This is a genomic window from Acidicapsa dinghuensis, assembly GCF_025685685.1.
In the GTDB taxonomy this organism is placed as follows: Bacteria; Acidobacteriota; Terriglobia; order Terriglobales; family Acidobacteriaceae; genus Acidicapsa; species Acidicapsa dinghuensis.
This window is the reverse complement of the sequence record NZ_JAGSYH010000004.1, coordinates 252,613-268,811: the sequence shown is the minus strand read 5'-3', so window position 1 is coordinate 268,811 and position 16,199 is coordinate 252,613. Positions and strand designations below refer to the sequence as shown.

The window sequence follows — 16,199 nt, the reverse complement described above, 5'->3', positions numbered from 1 at the left end:
GAGGAAGAGTTCGAGATGCTGCGAGAAGGACTCGTCAAGTTCTCACTCGAAGAGATGGCGGTAAAGCTTCATCGCACTCCCAAAGCAGTGCGCGGCAAACTTCTGCGCGAGGGTTACAACCTGCGTGAGATCCGCTGCGATCTTTTCTCGGTTGATGGTCTCGCGTGTGCAATTCGAGTTCGGCGTTCGCAGGTTCTCTCCTGGATTGAACTGGGATGGCTGCCGGCCACAGTAAGAAAATGCGGCCAGAGAAATCGTTACACCATAACGCCCGAAGCGCTTGCTTTTCTTTACAGGAACCACCTTCAGGATGCGCTTAAGCGCGGACTTTCGAACCAGTCTCTTTTCGAGGCTTACGTGCAGTATTGCTACTCTCCAAAACACACGGTCGGCGAGCAACTCCTCACTGTACGACGTGACAAGCGAGAGCGAGCCGCATTCGAACAGTCGCAGCACCATCTTGGGGGCACCGACGACGGAGAGGAGGAGCAAGATGCGGATAATGAACAGGACGCAGAGCCAGAAGATCGATACAGCATTGCCATCTGACGTGCCGTGTCAGCGGAATGTCAACCCGGCACTCGACTGCGCTCACAGGTCAGAGGTTTCTCAAGCGGCGATTCCGGTTCGCAATGGCAGACGAATTTGCACGCTTTGTGGAACTGACATGGGCTTCCGCTTTGTTGGGCCGATGAGGATGCCAGAGTTCATTCTGAGTTGTCTTTGTATCCTGTTGTGGATCGCGGTTGTCGCGTTTCTCGGATATCTTCTAGTCTTAAGAGTCGAACGCGGCTTCGAACATCTCTTCGGTGGTTGGATGTGGCATGAACCGGTTGATGACTGGAATCTTTAAGTCAATCTTGAGTAACAAGTCTTTGTAGATAACAGGCAACAGCCGAACCCGGGTTGCTACTGCGTATGGCTTACGATCTGATACGTCCGTCATCCATCACGAAACATGTCTAGCGACAAGCCGGGGAGAAAGCGATGTTGCAAACTTCGTTGCAGGCCGTCGCAACCGCAAATCCTTTCAGTTCAATCTTTCCCTGCAACCATCGCTCAGAGGTTTTTCCCGCTTAAATATCCAAGCCCCTCTGACAGCAATCCGCTCTTTAACAGGGAGAAGTATATGGTGCTCGAAAGGCTCAGCGAGGAAGGTTCCTTAAGCAAGGACACATTGGGCGGTATTAGTCTTCAACAATCCGATGCATGCGGACTCGTCATTTGGAAGTAGGAACACATGCGCATGTTCGCATTGAGAACGCTGGTGAGAAGATTCCGAAAACCCCTCTTCTGCTCAGCCCCACACGACCTTTGAATTCTTGACGTTGGCTCCTCCCGATTACGGGGGTTCGCGTGCAGGGATGTCTGTCCGTGAAAAGAGTTCGCCAAAGTACACTGGCCGTTGCCGTTCTTTTGCTGCTCTCCTGCGCATCTCCCGCGTCGCTCCTGTGGGCGCAGGCGACCGAACCCGCGCTCGGTGAATTGAGAGGGGTCGTCGTCGATCCATCCGGAGCGGTGGTACAAGGCGTTGCGATCGTCCTCTCTTCCCCCGCCGGAAAGAAGATGACCACTCAATCGAACGGACTGGGGCAGTTCAATATCTCCAGCCTTCGTCGGGGTGTCTATGTGCATGACGCAATGGCGCATGGTTTTGCGCCATACCATTTCGGAAGCCTGACGATCGCGTTGGGCAGGACGAGCGCGCTGACGATCCGGCTCGCCATCAAAGTCGAGGAACAGGTCCAGGTGGATGCAGAAACTCATCGTGTCAGCACCGATCACGCTTGTGGCCGCCACATCGATCGCGTTGCTTTGCGCAATCGGCGTGTACTTCGTTCTCAATTCTGAAGTCTGGTTCGATTGGGGGAGGGCTCTTGAGGTGCGTTCATGACCGCGGACCTTTTGTTTAGCCGCACGTTCAATTGGCGTCGGAGATAGTTACGCTGGCGAGATGGCGGGAACCCCGAAGTCGTGAAGTGATGAGGTATTGACAGCCGAATCTACTAGTCCGCACAATTTATGCTGGCAAGTTGGCGGCATGCGGCTGGCGGCATTGTCTCTTCAGTCCGCAGCCGCCAGGAATCCCCTTTGATTTCTGCATTGGCCCCCGGAATCATCTGAACTAGATTTGGGCCCTCGACACCGCCGACCAGCCTCCGAAAGAAACAAATGAGAATAAGAGGCCCAGAATCAGGGTGGAGGCGGCAATTACGAGGGATTCTGGAAGGCCGGGCTTTGCTGCCGTGAGCAGAATAGTTCCTATGACGATCCAGATTCTCATGCTCAGCGAGATTTTGAGAAACGCTGACCGCCTCATAGCTTTCCATTCTGACGGATTCATCTGCTCGCGTTCGGCGTTTCTGCGAATTGCGCGCATGCGCTGGCCGGTAATTGCGCCGCAGAGTGCGAAGAGGGCAATCTCAAGCACTGCGACCCGTGGCCAGGCAAACGCCCAGGAATGCAGGCTTTCGGTAAGGTAGGCGCCTGTAACGTAGATGATGACTAACGAACTGATCGCTCCAATGGCTACGGGCTGCATTGTCCCGATCCAGGGCCGAACATCGGCCGGATACGTAGCTCGTCGAAGCTGGAGCAGTATCCAAGCTTCCAGAGTCAATGCAGCGGTAAGGACAAGGACCGCGATCGCATGGACAAAGAGAACTGCTGTATAAAGATTCATTCGCTACTCCCTCGCAGTGGTTGTCTCGGTAAATTCGAGCATCGTCCTCGCCGCGACGTTTCGCCCGCCTGTCTGCGTGCCAGGCTTACCATCTGACAGGCGAGTGCACCTATGGTCGGCGGCGAAAGAAGAAAGCTAATTGAAGTCACCGGTTGTGCGAACCTCTTCATAAATGCCCGCTGTAGACGATTCAACGAAGGTGCGCAGCAGGGCGATCTGCTGCTGTAGAGCCTCGCTCCGGTGATACTCGTGTTGGGCCTCGGCTGACTCGTACTGAGTCACCCGGGCCGCTGACTTGCCATCTGGACTTTTGTACAAGCGACTGCCAATAAGACCCTTTGGTAGAGTTGCCGACGCAACGAAGCTGCGGTCAGCCTCGAAGAATTCGTCGATCTTGTCGGATTTGATCGAAATGAAATTGATTTGTGTTACGGGTTTCATGCCCTTCCTCCTGGATTGGATTGGATGATTGAGTCAAAGGCGTGACCAGACCGCTGAAACGCCGTGGCGGAGAGTTTGGAAGTTAGCCGTAGGCATTTCAGATGGAATGCCCAAAGCGCATGATCATGCGTGCGCCCTCTTCGTGTATGCGATACCTACGACCCGCCGCATGTGTCGGGGTTGCTCGACCTCATCGAGCATGAAATGAGCGACGTCCGCCCGGCTTACTGTCGCATTTACTCCCGAGCCTGATGGCAGATGATTGTCAGCGACGCCGTAACGCTCAGTCCGGGCTCCGTTGGTCAGGCGTGGTGGACGCACGATCGTCCAGTCGAGAGCGCTCGCAGTTACCACTCTTTCCATCTGGACGGAGTCGATGGCGACGTTGCGCAGCAGCGTATTGCGCAGGATAGAACCGAGCAATCCACTTTCCTTAAACAGCATCGCTACCCCGACAATTACCAAGCGGTGGATGCCCGCCGTGCGCATCGCAGTCACGGTTGCCCGCGCGCTATCACCGGTAATTGTGGATGGTCCCAGCCCCCGTGAGCCGATCGCTGAAAGCACCGCATCGTGGCCGGTAAAGGCCGCGGCCATAGCGTCCACGTTGCAGACGCTACCCTCGACGACGGTTAGGTCGTCCTGCGACGCGCCGAGCTTTTCCGGCGACCTCACGAAAGCCGTTACTCTGTGACGACGCTTCAAGGCCTCGTTCACGATTTCCTGCCCAACACCGCCGGTGGCTCCGAGGATAAGTAGTCGCATCGATCTGCGATCTGTCGCAACCATGGTTCAACTCCTCAAACAGGCCCTCAATTGCCACGCAGATGCACTAGCTGTTTCGGCTCCTGTTGCCTATATTGACTAGAGATGACTCTAATGAATAAAGGTTGCTAGAATTTTTGCAGATGGTGGAATCTAAGAAGCGCCGTTACAAATCAACGACTCGCGAGCGTCAGGCGCATGAAACCCGCGAGCGCATCGTGGAGGCCACGCGGCGACTTCTCGAATCCGAAGGCTATGCCGGAATGACGATCGAAGCAGTAGCGCGGCAAGCCGAGGTGTCAGCGCAGACCGTCTATGCCGTCTTTGGGTCGAAGACGGGCATCCTCGCCGAGCTCCTTAATCAAGTTACTTTTGGGGCTGACTACGAGGACACAGTCCGGCAAACTATGGAGGAAAGAGACCCGGAAAGCCGCCTGCGGGGCGCGGCCCGCATCGCCCGGCAAATTCACGATGCGCAGCGGGCCGGCTTTGACCTTCTGCGCGGCGCAGGCGTGGTTGCGCCGGAACTGGCGCGACTGGAACAGGAGCGGGAGTGCATTCGCTACGAGAGGCAGGAACTGATGATCGCTTCTCTCCGTAAAGCGAAAAGGCTTCGTAGGGAACTCAGTTACCGCACTGCCAGGGACATCTTTTGGATGCTGACTGGCAGCGATGTATACCGGATGCTTGTGCGAGAGCGTGGATGGAGCTCGCAAAACTACCAGGACTGGCTGGCCGATACTCTTGTCCGCTCGCTGCTTAAAGTAGGAGATGGCGTCCCGTAAACGGACTCGGTGTCGCTACCTGCCAATGGTCGTAAATGAGAGCAAGATCGCCAATGCATTGACCGACAAAGAACTCCGGCAGCTATTGCGTCAGCGCAATCGGGGACGAAGCAAAGAGGTACATCCAACCCCGGGGCCGGTCAACAGCGCATCGAGCGAGCTCTCCGCGCATGGCGATTGAGCGAGGCTAAGCGTCGGATGGTTCTCGCATTTCGAATCTTCAGCGATCGAGCTCTAGTCAGTATGGCCTCGAACGCACCGAGGAATGAAGCCGAGTTACTGGCTGTGCAGGGTATCGAGGCTGGCATTGTTAAGAAATATGGAGCACAGATCTTTCGACTGGTTAAGGGTACGTCCTAGCCTTGATCAGGACTGGTGCCCACGGTGACGGACCGCCAATGCTTCGCGGCCCAGACTAAGCAAGTAAGGCAATCAACCCCCGACCGATTCAGTTGAATCTCCTTCATTAGGTTTTGATTTCTAAACTAAGCCAGGAGAGAAGAGCTACTCCCTGACCGATGGCAACGGGCTGATGCTTGTCATCTCACCATCCGGTTCGAAGCTCTGGCGGTTCAAGTACAGGATCAATGGGATTCAAAGGAAGATGGCCTTTGGTGCATTCCCGGTTATCACGCGTGCTGAGGCCAGGGTTCTTCATCTCGATGCGAGGAAGAAAGTAGCTGAAGGCGTTGACCCGATGGGTAAGGAACAGCCAGAGCGGAGCACAACCCTCAGCACCGCTGATGTAGCTAATCAGTGGTACGAGCACTGGAAGGTAGGAAAAGCTCTCTTACTGGCCAGTCCAGGTGAGGCGATGATGCACCCGACACGGCGAGGAGAGGCAAGACCGATCAATGGCGCTTTGAACAGACCCAGGACGAAGCTCGGCTTGGAACTGTCCGCATGGATCGCCATCGTTTTCGTGACGGTCACGGTTTTCCTCGCCGCCTTCCGATGGCTCGCAATTCTTACCTTTCCTGCGTTGGCGATTGGTGCGTGGCTCGTCGTTCGGAAGCACCCCAAGATGTTTCAACTCTGGGCTCTCAGCCTAAAATAGGGGAGCTACTATGACCCGCGCAAATAGCGCACCCTGGTTTACCAAAGCGGGAGCTGCGAACAGCATCGTGCCGCTCTCTCATTTTGTTGGCCCGAATATCTTCGCCATCAAGGGCGGGGGTTATGGATGCTTGTTTTCGTTGGAAGGGTGGAGCCCGAAAGGTGCACGGACGACGACCTGCATGCAAGGGTACGTGACATCGAAGCTTCGTTACGTGGATTGCCGCCGAATGCCTGTCTCTACCAATACACACAGGGTCGCACCGGATACGCGTTGCCACCATGGTTCTCAACGACGGGTGCCCCGTAGAGAACGATCTGGGTAAGGCGGAACGCGTGGTTCTTAGCTGCCTGGGGCGCTCGTATTGACTGTCCTGGTCAAGATCGGCCATCATCCGGATGCACCAATTCACGGCCGCCCTTCTGTTCCGCCGACTTCAGGATTCGTGCAATCGCTTCCGAGAGCTTTTCGCATTTACCGGTTTCCACCGTTAATTGCTTGCGCCCTTTTGTTTTCACGCGATAAAACCTTCCCCGGCGATTGTTTTCTGACCTTCCTTCCTCCGCCACAATCCATTTCCTGCGGATCAAACGGTGCAGCGCAGGGTAGACGGTCCCATTTCCTACCGCGAGAACGTCTGTTGTGCTGTATTCAATACATTTCGCGATGGCGTGGCCGTGTCTCGGCCGTAGGAGTAGCGTGCGCAGAATCAACAGGTCCAAAGTGTCCTGAAGAAGTTCGATACGTTCGACGTCTCTGGTAGACATACTACTTTCGAAGATCCGCCCATTGCGTAAGGACAAAGGCACCCTTCTCGACTCGAATGGATTGCGGAATGGCTCGGCTGCCCGATGAAACGTTATAAGCGGGCATCGTACCTGCTCCAGTCGCTCTTGCGCTAATGGCTCCATTGAGAAGCTTGCCATCGCGAAGCTTGAGATTGACGCTTAGAACATAAGGCCGGCGTGCTGCTTCCGGCAGATCGATGTCGCCTTTGAACACTCCATAAAGCGTGCCGTCTTGAAACGAAACCTGGTCAAGAATGGTTCCGAACTGATTACCGAGGTTTGCGCGGATCTCGCCGGACGGAAATACTTCGAGATGAAAAGGTGTTGAAGAGCGATAGGTCTGAACTGTGCCACTCCATTTGCCTATCAGGTCTGGCGGGGGAATAAATGCTGGCTCGGGTGCTGCAGCCGGAGAAAGCTTCCAGTTCGCTACGAGTTTCAGAGTGATTTGATCGGCGATGTTGTTTGCCAGCCGGTCATCCGAGTTAGAAAGGACTACGATGACAAGGTTTTGCGCGGGAACAAGGCGCAACCATGTGGAGACCCCAGGCATTCCTCCACTGTGGCTGACGATTGTGATCCCATTCCTCGTGTCACTTTGCCAACCTATTCCATACCCAGCGCCAGGGGAAAAGAAGATTGATGGCCTCTGCATGGCGTCTATCAGAGCATCCGGTAAAATCGCGGATTGGCTCGGAAGATGTGCTTTGAGGCTGAACATCCCAAAGAGCGCCATGTCATGCGCACTGGAATAGATTTCTGACGCGCCCGGGTGATCAGTGTCGTAGTAGACAATCGGAGTTGCATCTTTGCCATCGTAGCGAATTGCCTCGTACTGGGCGAGAGCCGGGTCGTTCCCAACGGCAGAGCGCGTCATCCCGAGTTTGAGAAAGACTTCCTGGCGCATATAGTCGGCGAAAGATTTCCCGGAAACGCGGCAGATGATGTCGCTGAGCACACCATAACCAAGATTGGAGTATTGAAATTGCTCGCCCGGCAAGGTGATCAGATTGCCGAAGCGAAGAATCGTCTCATCAAAGGACGGAGCCCGCCAGGACTCATTGCGATAAAAGAACTGAAAGTGCTCGGGAAGTCCTGACGAATGATTTGCGACTCGCCTAACCGTGGCATCGTCTACATTGCCTATTCGCGCTCGAATTTTCGCATCTCCAAGATAGTCGTTGACCGGCTTGTCCAGATCGATCTTGCCAGCGGCGGTCAGGGTCATGAGCGCAGTAGCCGTGAGCGGTTTTGAGATAGATGCGAGCGAATACATGGTATTCGCGTCCGCCGGAATGAGCTTTTCACGATCAGCCCAGCCGAAGCCTTGCTCCCAAATGATGTGGTCTCCTTGTGCCACTGCAACAGCAATCGAGGGTACGTTCCGTTGCTGCATTTGGCTAAGGATTGAGGCGCGTATGGACTCGAACTGATCCTGAGCGAAACAGAAGGGCATGAATGCACAGCAGACGAATAGAGCAAGAGTCGGTAGTTGTCGCACGAAACCCCTCCATGGGCTGATCGGACATGCTCGCAGCGTATTTTTTGTCATGGTGAACATTCGATCCTCGATAGAACCGGATAACAGGCATTCGACTTTTAGCTATTACGGGTCACAATATCGCGCGAATTGTTGTGCAGTTCATTTCGGCGATTTGCGCAGAGTCTCTAGCGCGGTGGATGTACGTGCCGTGATCGCAATTGCTTCTGGAGCAGGCGAGGTCGAGTAAAAGCGGTCAGTGTGAGACAGTAGCTGCATACACCGGATCGGAGGAGAGCACATGGATGATCTCTCCAATGACTTTGGAGCCGTTTTCGCCATTAGTGAAAACAACGGCACCAGTAAGCTTGGAAGGGATAAAGAAAGCATGGGTGTTCACTCCCGTGTCGGAACCGGAGTGATCGACTATGGTGACGCCGTTGTGGACGATAACCTGCCAGCCGAGACCCATTCCGGCGGAGATGTGGCAGGCAGTGCCGGGCGTCTCGTGTGTGCAGGCCTGCTCACGTGCGTCCTCCGAGGTCCAGTCGCGGGTAATGATCAGGCGCTCGGCAGCAATGGCCGGGCTGATGCCTTCGTTGCGCATTACGCTGGCGACGAAGTGCCCATAGTCAGTAATAGTCGTTTCGACCAGGTCGGCAGCATTCCAGGTGGAAGTAAGCGCCGGTGGCAGGAAGCCACTGTTCGTGTAGGGCTGGGCGAGGCGGCCGTTAAACCAATTCTGGCTGGTGAATGAGGTGTCCTTCATGCCCATGGGGCCGAACACCTCGTTCTGTGCGAGCTGATCGAACGGCTGTCCAGTCTTGTTCTGCGCAAACCTAGCTAGGTAGAAAAAACCTTCGCCCGAATAGCCGCTCTGCGTACCTGGCTTGAACTTGAATGTCAGGATGCCGTTTGTCATTCTGCGCCAATTGGCGAAGCCGGTCTGATGCGAGAGGCAGAGACGCGGGGTAAGGAGCTTGCTCCAGGGATTGTTCTTGATGTCGGGGTCGACCCAATAGGGGTAGATGGGTTCGTCTAGTTGAAGTTTGTTTTGGGAGGCCATGCGCAGGATGGTTTCAGCGACGATGGGCTTGGTGAGCGAGGCGATGTTGTAAAGGGTCTTGTCTGTAGCAGGGACACCCGGGCTCTGCTCGCCGATGACAACTGTCCAAGCAAGCCGGCCGTTCGCGATGTAAGCGACAGAAGCGCTGGGTACGTTGTATTGCTTGAGCCACCCGGGAAGATCGTGACTGATTCTTGCGCGGAGTGCGGCTTGTGTCGGTTGCTCGGATTGCGCTAAGAGCCGTGTGGACGAATCAATAATCGACCCAAGAGCGAGAACGACGAGTAAGAGCTTGAACAGATTTTGCATGGTTTCCTTCTAACGGCGCCATGATTCGAAGACCGTTGTGCGCAAGTAATCTGAAACATTCTGGAAAAGAGGGGGAAGAACTGAACAACATTCTTCCCCCTTTTCAGGAGCTCAAAGAATGCGGAGACCGCATGAACGAGATATTCTTCGACCCAACAGAACATGCTGCATTTGATCAAACGTCGCGAACGGATGAAAGCAAACGGTTTCATTCCTCACGCAAAGCTGCCACAGGATGTATATTCGCAGCGCGCAGTGCCGGCATAAAGCTTGCAGCTACGCCAACCACAGCGATACCAGCGATTGCAGCCGCCAGCGTGCCGGGATCTCTCGGCTTTAGCCCATACAACATCGCGGCTGCCGCGTTTCCGGATGCGATTGTCATCGCCGTGCCGGTGAGCACACCGATGGATATCAGAATTGCGGCGTCCCCTAAGACCATTCGTACAATGCGGGTTCGATCGGCTCCCAGCGCCATGCGCACGCCGATCTCGTTTCTGCGTTGGAGGACGACATAGGAGATCACACCATAGATGCCGATTACCGCCAAGATCGTCGCCAGTGCACCAAAGAAGCCCGACAGCGTGGCCATCAGACGCTCGCGCAGGAGGCCCTCGCGAATTTGCGTCTTTAAGACCGTATAGCCGATCTCCATCGAGGGATTGATTTGATTTGCCGCTCTGTTGATGGATGGAATCAGCGAATCCAGAGATTCTTCCGATCGAATCACTAACGTCGAGCGTTGTTCAGGACCATTCGACTGCGTGAACGATACATAGACCGTCGGTGGCGGGTCTTCGCGCATATCGTGGAATTTGGAATCCTTCACCATGCCCACAATCTCGTATGGCTTGGCGGGCGCGTCGGAATCGTGGAACACCTTGCCGACCGGATTGGCTCCCCCGTAAAATTTGCGCGCGAATGCTTGGTTTACGATCGCCTTGCGCGGCGCAGCCGGCAGATCTGTATGATCGAAATCCCGCCCCGCAAGCAGCGGAGTTTCCATCGTTTGAAAGTACCCGGGACTAATGCGGTTTAAGGTCACGTCTTGCTGCTCAGCTCCGCCAGGAATATCGATGTTGCTGTCCCATCCGCTCTGGCTCATGGGAATCATCTGAACCTCCGCGGCAGAATTTATACCGGGAATGGCTTCGATACGCGAAAGTAACGCCTGCTTGAAGATCATCTGGTTCTTAGGGGGTAGCATCAGCGCTGCGAACTCGAAGTCAGCGATGAGAATATGGTCCTGTTGAAAGCCTGCGTTCAACGTGACAATGTTCCGGAAGCTGCGTACGAACAAGAGGGCCGCGGTTAGCAATACAAGAGATAGCGCGACCTGGGAGATAACGAATATTCGCCGCAGCAGAAAATGATTTCGGCCGGCAGTTGTCCCACGTGCACCTGCTTTCAGCGCTACGCCCGGTTCGGTCTGCGACGCCTGGATCGCAGGAGCGAGCCCAAACAAGATGCACGTCAGAATCGCCAAGCCGGCGACGAAGCCGAGCACACGCCAGTCGGGAGTCAGTTCCACAAAGACCGGGTTTTGCTGAGTGCTTAAGAATGCGACCAGCGCACGGCTCATGATCTGTGCCAAGCCAACGCCTGCCAACATTCCCAGCGTGGCAAGTAACAAACTTTCTGCCAGCAATTGGCGGATCAACCTCTTTCGCGAGGCGCCGAGCGTCAGCCGTAACGCCATCTCGCGCTGTCTCGCGCTGGCCCGGGCAAGCATCAGGTTAGCCAGGTTTGCGCAGGCAATCAGCAGAACCAATCCCGACATCGCCAACAATATCCACAGCGGAGAATCATAGTCTTTGCGCAGGGCGGAGACTCCAGTGGCTGAGGGCAGCGCACCCAGGTGGAACGTGAGATAGTCCTTCTTCGCAGCTGCGTCGTAACCCGCAGGCAAGGTTGCGGCGAAGATTCCGGGCGAGATCGCATCGAGTTGCGAAGAAGCTCGCTCGAGAGTCCAACCTGGCTTCAGCCGGCCGATGGCCGCGAGCCACCAGACGGCCGGACTGTCCATCAGGGAGGGTCTGTTGGGATTCGTCGAAAAGACCGGCTCACTGCAGAGGGGAAGGGCAGCATCAAAGTTCTGTCCGACCTCCAGACCATAGAAGCTTGCCGGCGTAATCCCGATGATTTGAAACGGATGGCCGTTGAGCAGGAGTTTGCCGCCCACCACGCCAGGCCGGCCTCCAAACTCGCGTTGCCAGAAAGGGTAACTCAATACAGCACCTTGCACGCCGCATCCGCGGTAATCGTCAGCGGGTGAGATCAAACGGCCCGCAAAGGGTTGTATCTCCAAAACATGAAAGAAATCTCCGCTCACCAGCAGAGCGTTGGCGTAATGAGCCTCTCCGCCCGCTCCGACATTTATGCGGGTGTCAGCCCACGCCGCGATCGCGGAGAAACCCTGTTGCCTGTCATGCACGGACTTCCACAGATCACCCGTCAGGTCTGAGTTCGATGAATAGAAATCTCCGCTACAGCAGTGGGGCGAGTTCACAATGGCCACCCTGGCAAGCTGCTCTGGTTTCTTTACCGGTAGCATTCTGAGTCGAACCGCGTCCAGAAGTTGAAAGATAGTGGTGTTGGCACCAATTCCCAGGGCCAGCGAAAGAATCGCGACAATGGCAAAGCCTGGGCTTCTCGAGAGCAGGCGGGCGCCATACTGCAAATCATTCCATATGCCAGCCAGCAGCCTCTCCTGTTTTTCCCTGCCAATAGGGATAGGCACCGACGTCTCGCGCAGGGTCGCTTTCAATCCGGCCACTAGTTTGCCGTCCGTCAGATCCTGCTTCAGAATTTGACGGGCTTGCTCCTCGCTGACGCCCGAGATCAGCAAGTCTTCGTAACGATCACTAAGGTGCTGGCCCAGTTCTTCTACGACCTCTGCTTCGCGCGCTGCCGAAAGATTCAGTGGAGTGATTGCTTTCTCGATCTCCTTGGACCAGTCATGCATTCTCGGCCTCCGTGATCAGGCGGATCGCATTCACCAGATTGGCCCAGGTAGAACGCTGCGCTTCGAGCATCTTCTTGCCCTTCGATGTCAGCTTGTAGTAGCGGCGGCGGCGTTGGCCCGCCTTTTCGACCCAGCGCCCCTCGATCAGGCCGCGATCCTCAAGGCGGTACAACAGCGGATAGAACGAAGCAACGTTATACTTCAACATTCCTCCTGACCGCTCCTCAATCAGCTTGCCGATCTCGTAACCGTGGCGCGCACGGTGCTCAATTAGGGAAAGGATCAGCAGTTCTGCGCTGCCCTTCTTTAATTCCCGGTCGATAGCCATCATAGCGATATGTTTCATTGCGATATATTGCAACCGAACATGAACACTGTCAAGGCCTTTCTTTGAAGGCATCGAGTGGTGTCCGTCCACGAACAGTTTTGATCGAAAACGAACAGTCTACTTCGATTCCAGAGCCTCGGTTCGCGTGCTTCTTTGTAACTACAAAGAAGTAGCACTCCGCGCGCCAAGTGGTGCTTTGCGTGCCTGCAAGGGGCAGGAGCACGTTAGAATGCAAGACTTCTCGACAAATCTCTTCTGTACTGTCCGAGCCGTTGTTCGGCTCGTGGTTCTTGGAGTTATGATCGCCGTTTCAATCCCGGCGCCTCTAGCTAAAGCCCAAATAACATCTGACATGCCCAATCGGATCGCCGCGCCAAATCAGCTCACGAAAACGCTGTCGATTTTCCGGCTCAATATGCAGGACAAAATCACTAAGGCGGCGGAGATGATGCCGGAGTTAAAATACAGCTACCGGCCCACCAAGGACGTCCGATCGTTCGGAGAGAGATCGTGACTCATATAGCGGACATCTCTTACTACTTGTGTTCGAAAATGAAGGGTGAAGCGCCCCCGCCTATGGCAAGCGGAAAGACTTCGAAGGCCGAAATCTCCGCCTACTTAAAAGCCTCGTTCCAGTACAGTGATGCGGCGTTCTCCGGATTCACGGATGACCACCTTAATGACTCAGCGGGCTTCTGGGGTCACGAGACGAACAAGATGTTCATTCTCACCCAACTCGGAAATCATGACGCCTTGCACTATGGCAATCTGGTGACCTATCTGCGCCTCAATAATCTCGAACCGCCCGGTGGATGGTTCTGAGAGAGTTTAGCGATACTCGCGAAAAGAGAAAAGAAGCCCAAACAGTTGCCGATGAGTTCAGGAACCTCGGAAGCACTTGCGTTGCGGATGAGCGCAGCCTCGCGATCTCGAAAACTTTGCCGCTTCTTCATCTATTGGGTTCGGGCATCCAGAACTACATAGCCTTTCGAGTAGCTGATGAAGACACTCTTAAATGCACTGGTTGGAAGCAGGCCGTCCTCACGGGGATTGGGAATCTCCCCCAATCCATTCAGCGGAACTACGAAGGACAGTTGCTTTACGAGATGTGTCCGGACGAGGATGTCTTGGGCAGGCAGAACGGCAAATGACTGCTCCACTCCTTTGACGACGCGCTTGAGCGCTGAAGTTCGAGTTAGAGAAGTCCCCGCGAGACGACTTGGCCGAATACAGAACTGCGGCGTTGCTTCCTGAATCCAGCCGAAGCAGGACAGGGGTCACAATGTCGCTGATCCAGCGCACAGAAACTGGCAGCCGATCAACTAATGCCCGGTTCGATCTCCTCTATTCGAGCTTTGAGCTTTCGTGCCCCATGACGGGTGTTTAGCCAGCAGCGAAACAATTGCGTTCACGACTGCATCTGCTGTCGCATGCGAGCAACTATGCGGCCGTCGGCTTAGGTCGAGAAGGCCTTCCGGTCCTACTTCTTTATAGCGGTTGATCCATCGGTATGCTGTTGGTCGGGAGATTCCAAATGCATGGCAAAGGTCTGTAACAGACATCTCCTCCCTTTGATAACTCGACAAAAACTGCAAGCGTTGATCCAAGATACGACTCTCTTTCCAGGGCATACTTCCATCGTCGTAACTGCCCAGAAGCTGAGGAACTATCGCGTCGCGCTTCGCTGTAAACCATGTCTCCGGTCTGTTTTGTAACGCAAGTGCTAAGTACGCTCAAGGGCGCTGCCCCCCGTGCGCGCAAGGAGTCTCCCCAGGTTTCCGCGCTCCGCTTGTGCAGCTCTTCGCCCTTTCCGCTTTGCCGGGGCCGGTCTACGTTCGTCAGCGACCGCGCTTACAAGGTGGGCATGTGCAGGCGGCGACATAAAAGCAACGGTAGACTTCAAGTCAGTGTTCGAGTCGCGAGAAATGTTCAAGGAAAATTTGCTTTCCGGTTGAAGGCGGATTGCGGATTGCCTGTTCTGCTATGCCCCGTGCAGGGTATTCTTTCAGACGTCTGACCATCACCTTTGTACGTGAATTGGCTGTCAGACTCACAGCGAGGAAATTGATCCTATGGGGACTCGATTCTCAATTTGCAGATTAAAAACAGATGCGAGGTTTCTGATGCACAAGTCCTGGATGGTAGCTGTGTTGATTGCTGTGTTGAGCCTACTTCCCGTAGTAAACGGGCAGGTCGCTACGGGGCCGACCGACATTGTAGGCGATTGGCAGGGTACATTGCATGCAGGCAACGACCTGCGCACAGTCGTAAAGATTACGAAGGACGACAAGGGAACGTACAAGGCGACGTTTTACAGCATAGATCAAGGTGGTGCGCCGATTCCTGTCACGAGCGTGGATCGCGACGGAGCGAATGTGACGATCACGCTGAATGTGATCGGTGGTAAGTTTGAGGGAAAGCTGAGTGCAGACAGTAACACGATAGACGGCAAGTGGAGCCAGGGATCGAATCCTCTGCCGCTGGTGTTGACGCGCACGACGCCGGCAACCGAGTGGGCGATTCCTGCACCACCGCCTGAAATTCCGCCGATGGCAGCGGATGCGAATCCGTCGTTTGACGTGGCGACAATCAAGCCCAATAATTCGGGCGCGAATCAGATGCAGGGATTGGTAATTCGTGGGCGGCAATTTCTAACACGGGCTTCTTCGGTTGAGGATCTTATTTCCTTTGCTTATCAGGTACAGGCTAAACAGATCGTGGGTGCGCCTGGGTGGATCAACACCGAACGCTACGATATTGAAGCCGTGCCGGATGCAGCGGGAACGCCGAATCCCGCGCAGATACGGACGATGATTCAGAAGCTGCTGGCCGACCGCTTCCAACTCAAGTTTCATCACGATCAGAAAGAGCTTCCAGCTTATGTGATGGCGGTGGGCAAGGGCGGTGAGAAGCTGAAACCGACGGAACTGAAGGGACCACTGCCGGGCCTTGGGCTGCGGCCGGCGAGCGGCGGCATCGGCTTGCACGTAGTTAATGCGACGATTGGAGATTTCACCGGATTTCTGCAGACGTTAGTGCTGGATCGGCCCGTCGTAGATAAGACAGCGCTAACGGGCCGATACGATTTCGACATCACGTTTGCGCCAGATGATTCCCAGTTCAATGGTCATCCGCCGCGCTTTCCCACGCCGCAAGGCAGCAGTACAACGCCCGAACCAAGCGCGCAGCCGAACCTGTTTGACGCTCTCCAGGCACAAGTGGGACTCAAACTGAGCGCGGAGAAGACCTCGGTGGACGTGTTGACGATTGATCATGTCGATCATCCGTCGGCGAATTAAAGAGTCGGTCAGGTAAATTTGCTGCTCGTCAATTTTGCGGCGCCTGAAAATCGCAGAGCGATAGCGCGCGCCGCAGGTCTGACAAATAGACCCCCACCCGATTCCAAAGGCAGAGGCATCAGTTGTTGTTTCTTTGGGAATCTGGACATGAATACTTGCGCTTAACCAAAGATGTTGCATCAAGAGGCTTGACAGCAATTACGACTCCAGTCATAGTGTCTATGACTGGAGTC

Annotated in this window: 17 protein-coding genes and 1 pseudogene; 9 read left to right on the top strand and 9 right to left on the bottom strand. The window is 55.0% G+C overall.

The window, feature by feature from the left end; genetic code table 11:
- Positions 1-15: 15 nt before the first annotated feature.
- Positions 16-549, top strand: a complete 534-nt coding sequence (locus OHL22_RS12155) for a hypothetical protein (RefSeq protein ID WP_263337469.1) — start codon at positions 16-18, stop codon at positions 547-549.
- A gap of 825 nt (positions 550-1,374) precedes the next feature.
- Complete coding sequence (locus tag OHL22_RS12150) at positions 1,375-1,851, top strand: carboxypeptidase-like regulatory domain-containing protein (protein WP_263337467.1); 477 nt, start codon at positions 1,375-1,377, stop codon at positions 1,849-1,851.
- Between the two features lie 274 nt (positions 1,852-2,125).
- Here OHL22_RS12150 and OHL22_RS12145 read toward each other — a convergent pair whose 3' ends face one another.
- From OHL22_RS12145 to OHL22_RS12135, 3 genes are all read right to left on the bottom strand, one after another.
- On the bottom strand, positions 2,126-2,683 hold the full coding sequence (locus tag OHL22_RS12145) for a hypothetical protein (protein ID WP_263337464.1): 558 nt from the start codon (positions 2,681-2,683) through the stop codon (positions 2,126-2,128).
- A 135-nt stretch (positions 2,684-2,818) separates the two neighbouring features.
- Positions 2,819-3,124: an antibiotic biosynthesis monooxygenase gene (locus OHL22_RS12140; protein WP_263337462.1), complete on the bottom strand. Its 306-nt coding sequence runs from the start codon at positions 3,122-3,124 to the stop codon at positions 2,819-2,821.
- A 123-nt stretch (positions 3,125-3,247) separates the two neighbouring features.
- On the bottom strand, positions 3,248-3,913 hold the full coding sequence (locus tag OHL22_RS12135) for an NAD(P)-dependent oxidoreductase (RefSeq protein ID WP_263337461.1): 666 nt from the start codon (positions 3,911-3,913) through the stop codon (positions 3,248-3,250).
- Between the two features lie 119 nt (positions 3,914-4,032).
- Between OHL22_RS12135 and OHL22_RS12130 the strand changes: the two genes are divergently transcribed.
- From OHL22_RS12130 to OHL22_RS12120, 4 genes and pseudogenes are all read left to right on the top strand, one after another.
- On the top strand, positions 4,033-4,674 hold the full coding sequence (locus OHL22_RS12130; RefSeq protein WP_263337458.1) for a TetR/AcrR family transcriptional regulator: 642 nt from the start codon (positions 4,033-4,035) through the stop codon (positions 4,672-4,674).
- A gap of 57 nt (positions 4,675-4,731) precedes the next feature.
- Complete coding sequence (locus OHL22_RS25040) at positions 4,732-5,034, top strand: HRDC domain-containing protein (protein WP_377819474.1); 303 nt, start codon at positions 4,732-4,734, stop codon at positions 5,032-5,034.
- Positions 5,035-5,176: 142 nt separating this feature from the next.
- A pseudogene (locus OHL22_RS12125) lies at positions 5,177-5,374 on the top strand (Arm DNA-binding domain-containing protein); the annotation flags it as partial.
- A gap of 117 nt (positions 5,375-5,491) precedes the next feature.
- Positions 5,492-5,731 (top strand): VirB3 family type IV secretion system protein, encoded by a 240-nt coding sequence (locus tag OHL22_RS12120; protein WP_263338895.1) that lies wholly within the window; start codon positions 5,492-5,494, stop codon positions 5,729-5,731.
- Between the two features lie 377 nt (positions 5,732-6,108).
- Here OHL22_RS12120 and OHL22_RS12115 read toward each other — a convergent pair whose 3' ends face one another.
- The 5 genes from OHL22_RS12115 to OHL22_RS12095 all read right to left on the bottom strand — a co-directional run bounded on the left by OHL22_RS12115 (position 6,109) and on the right by OHL22_RS12095 (position 12,670).
- Entirely contained in the window at positions 6,109-6,498 is a 390-nt protein-coding gene (locus tag OHL22_RS12115) for a PadR family transcriptional regulator (RefSeq protein WP_263337457.1), read from the bottom strand.
- A gap of 1 nt (position 6,499) precedes the next feature.
- Complete coding sequence (locus OHL22_RS12110) at positions 6,500-8,020, bottom strand: serine hydrolase domain-containing protein (protein ID WP_263337454.1); 1,521 nt, start codon at positions 8,018-8,020, stop codon at positions 6,500-6,502.
- A gap of 235 nt (positions 8,021-8,255) precedes the next feature.
- A complete protein-coding gene (locus OHL22_RS12105) occupies positions 8,256-9,374 on the bottom strand; it encodes a serine hydrolase domain-containing protein (RefSeq protein WP_263337451.1) in 1,119 nt (372 codons plus the stop codon).
- A 208-nt stretch (positions 9,375-9,582) separates the two neighbouring features.
- Positions 9,583-12,339, bottom strand: coding sequence for an ABC transporter permease (locus OHL22_RS12100; RefSeq protein ID WP_263337443.1), 2,757 nt, complete (start codon positions 12,337-12,339; stop codon positions 9,583-9,585).
- Positions 12,332-12,670, bottom strand: a complete 339-nt coding sequence (locus OHL22_RS12095; protein ID WP_263337437.1) for a PadR family transcriptional regulator — start codon at positions 12,668-12,670, stop codon at positions 12,332-12,334. Before OHL22_RS12095 ends, OHL22_RS12100 begins: the two co-directional genes overlap by 8 nt.
- 295 nt (positions 12,671-12,965) lie before the next feature.
- Between OHL22_RS12095 and OHL22_RS12090 the strand changes: the two genes are divergently transcribed.
- The gene (locus OHL22_RS12090) at positions 12,966-13,181 is read left to right on the top strand and encodes a hypothetical protein (RefSeq protein WP_263337435.1); all 216 of its coding nucleotides are present in this window, start codon (positions 12,966-12,968) and stop codon (positions 13,179-13,181) included.
- A 38-nt stretch (positions 13,182-13,219) separates the two neighbouring features.
- Positions 13,220-13,489, top strand: a complete 270-nt coding sequence (locus OHL22_RS12085) for a DinB family protein (RefSeq protein ID WP_377819472.1) — start codon at positions 13,220-13,222, stop codon at positions 13,487-13,489.
- Positions 13,490-13,989: 500 nt separating this feature from the next.
- On the opposite strand, the gene OHL22_RS12080 is transcribed toward OHL22_RS12085, so the two are convergent.
- On the bottom strand, positions 13,990-14,229 hold the full coding sequence (locus OHL22_RS12080) for a helix-turn-helix domain-containing protein (RefSeq protein WP_263338892.1): 240 nt from the start codon (positions 14,227-14,229) through the stop codon (positions 13,990-13,992).
- 561 nt (positions 14,230-14,790) lie between these two features.
- Here OHL22_RS12080 and OHL22_RS12075 point away from each other — a divergent pair.
- On the top strand, positions 14,791-15,966 hold the full coding sequence (locus OHL22_RS12075) for a TIGR03435 family protein (RefSeq protein WP_263337430.1): 1,176 nt from the start codon (positions 14,791-14,793) through the stop codon (positions 15,964-15,966).
- Positions 15,967-16,199 lie beyond the last annotated feature (233 nt).

Excerpts from the sequence above, each read along its gene's own strand:
- OHL22_RS12155 (WP_263337469.1), top strand. The coding sequence starts at position 16 with ATGCTGCGAGAAGGACTCGTCAAGTTCTCACTCGAAGAGATGGCGGTA.
- OHL22_RS12115 (WP_263337457.1), bottom strand. The coding sequence starts at position 6,498 with ATGTCTACCAGAGACGTCGAACGTATCGAACTTCTTCAGGACACTTTG.
- OHL22_RS12095 (WP_263337437.1), bottom strand. The coding sequence starts at position 12,670 with ATGATGGCTATCGACCGGGAATTAAAGAAGGGCAGCGCAGAACTGCTG.
- OHL22_RS12105 (WP_263337451.1), bottom strand. The coding sequence starts at position 9,374 with ATGCAAAATCTGTTCAAGCTCTTACTCGTCGTTCTCGCTCTTGGGTCG.
- OHL22_RS12090 (WP_263337435.1), top strand. The coding sequence starts at position 12,966 with ATGATCGCCGTTTCAATCCCGGCGCCTCTAGCTAAAGCCCAAATAACA.
- OHL22_RS12075 (WP_263337430.1), top strand. The coding sequence starts at position 14,791 with ATGCACAAGTCCTGGATGGTAGCTGTGTTGATTGCTGTGTTGAGCCTA.
- OHL22_RS12140 (WP_263337462.1), bottom strand. The coding sequence starts at position 3,124 with ATGAAACCCGTAACACAAATCAATTTCATTTCGATCAAATCCGACAAG.
- OHL22_RS12130 (WP_263337458.1), top strand. The coding sequence starts at position 4,033 with ATGGTGGAATCTAAGAAGCGCCGTTACAAATCAACGACTCGCGAGCGT.
- OHL22_RS12080 (WP_263338892.1), bottom strand. The coding sequence starts at position 14,229 with ATGTCTGTTACAGACCTTTGCCATGCATTTGGAATCTCCCGACCAACA.
- OHL22_RS12100 (WP_263337443.1), bottom strand. The coding sequence starts at position 12,339 with ATGCATGACTGGTCCAAGGAGATCGAGAAAGCAATCACTCCACTGAAT.
- OHL22_RS12135 (WP_263337461.1), bottom strand. The coding sequence starts at position 3,913 with ATGGTTGCGACAGATCGCAGATCGATGCGACTACTTATCCTCGGAGCC.
- OHL22_RS12085 (WP_377819472.1), top strand. The coding sequence starts at position 13,220 with ATGAAGGGTGAAGCGCCCCCGCCTATGGCAAGCGGAAAGACTTCGAAG.
- OHL22_RS12120 (WP_263338895.1), top strand. The coding sequence starts at position 5,492 with ATGCACCCGACACGGCGAGGAGAGGCAAGACCGATCAATGGCGCTTTG.
- OHL22_RS12145 (WP_263337464.1), bottom strand. The coding sequence starts at position 2,683 with ATGAATCTTTATACAGCAGTTCTCTTTGTCCATGCGATCGCGGTCCTT.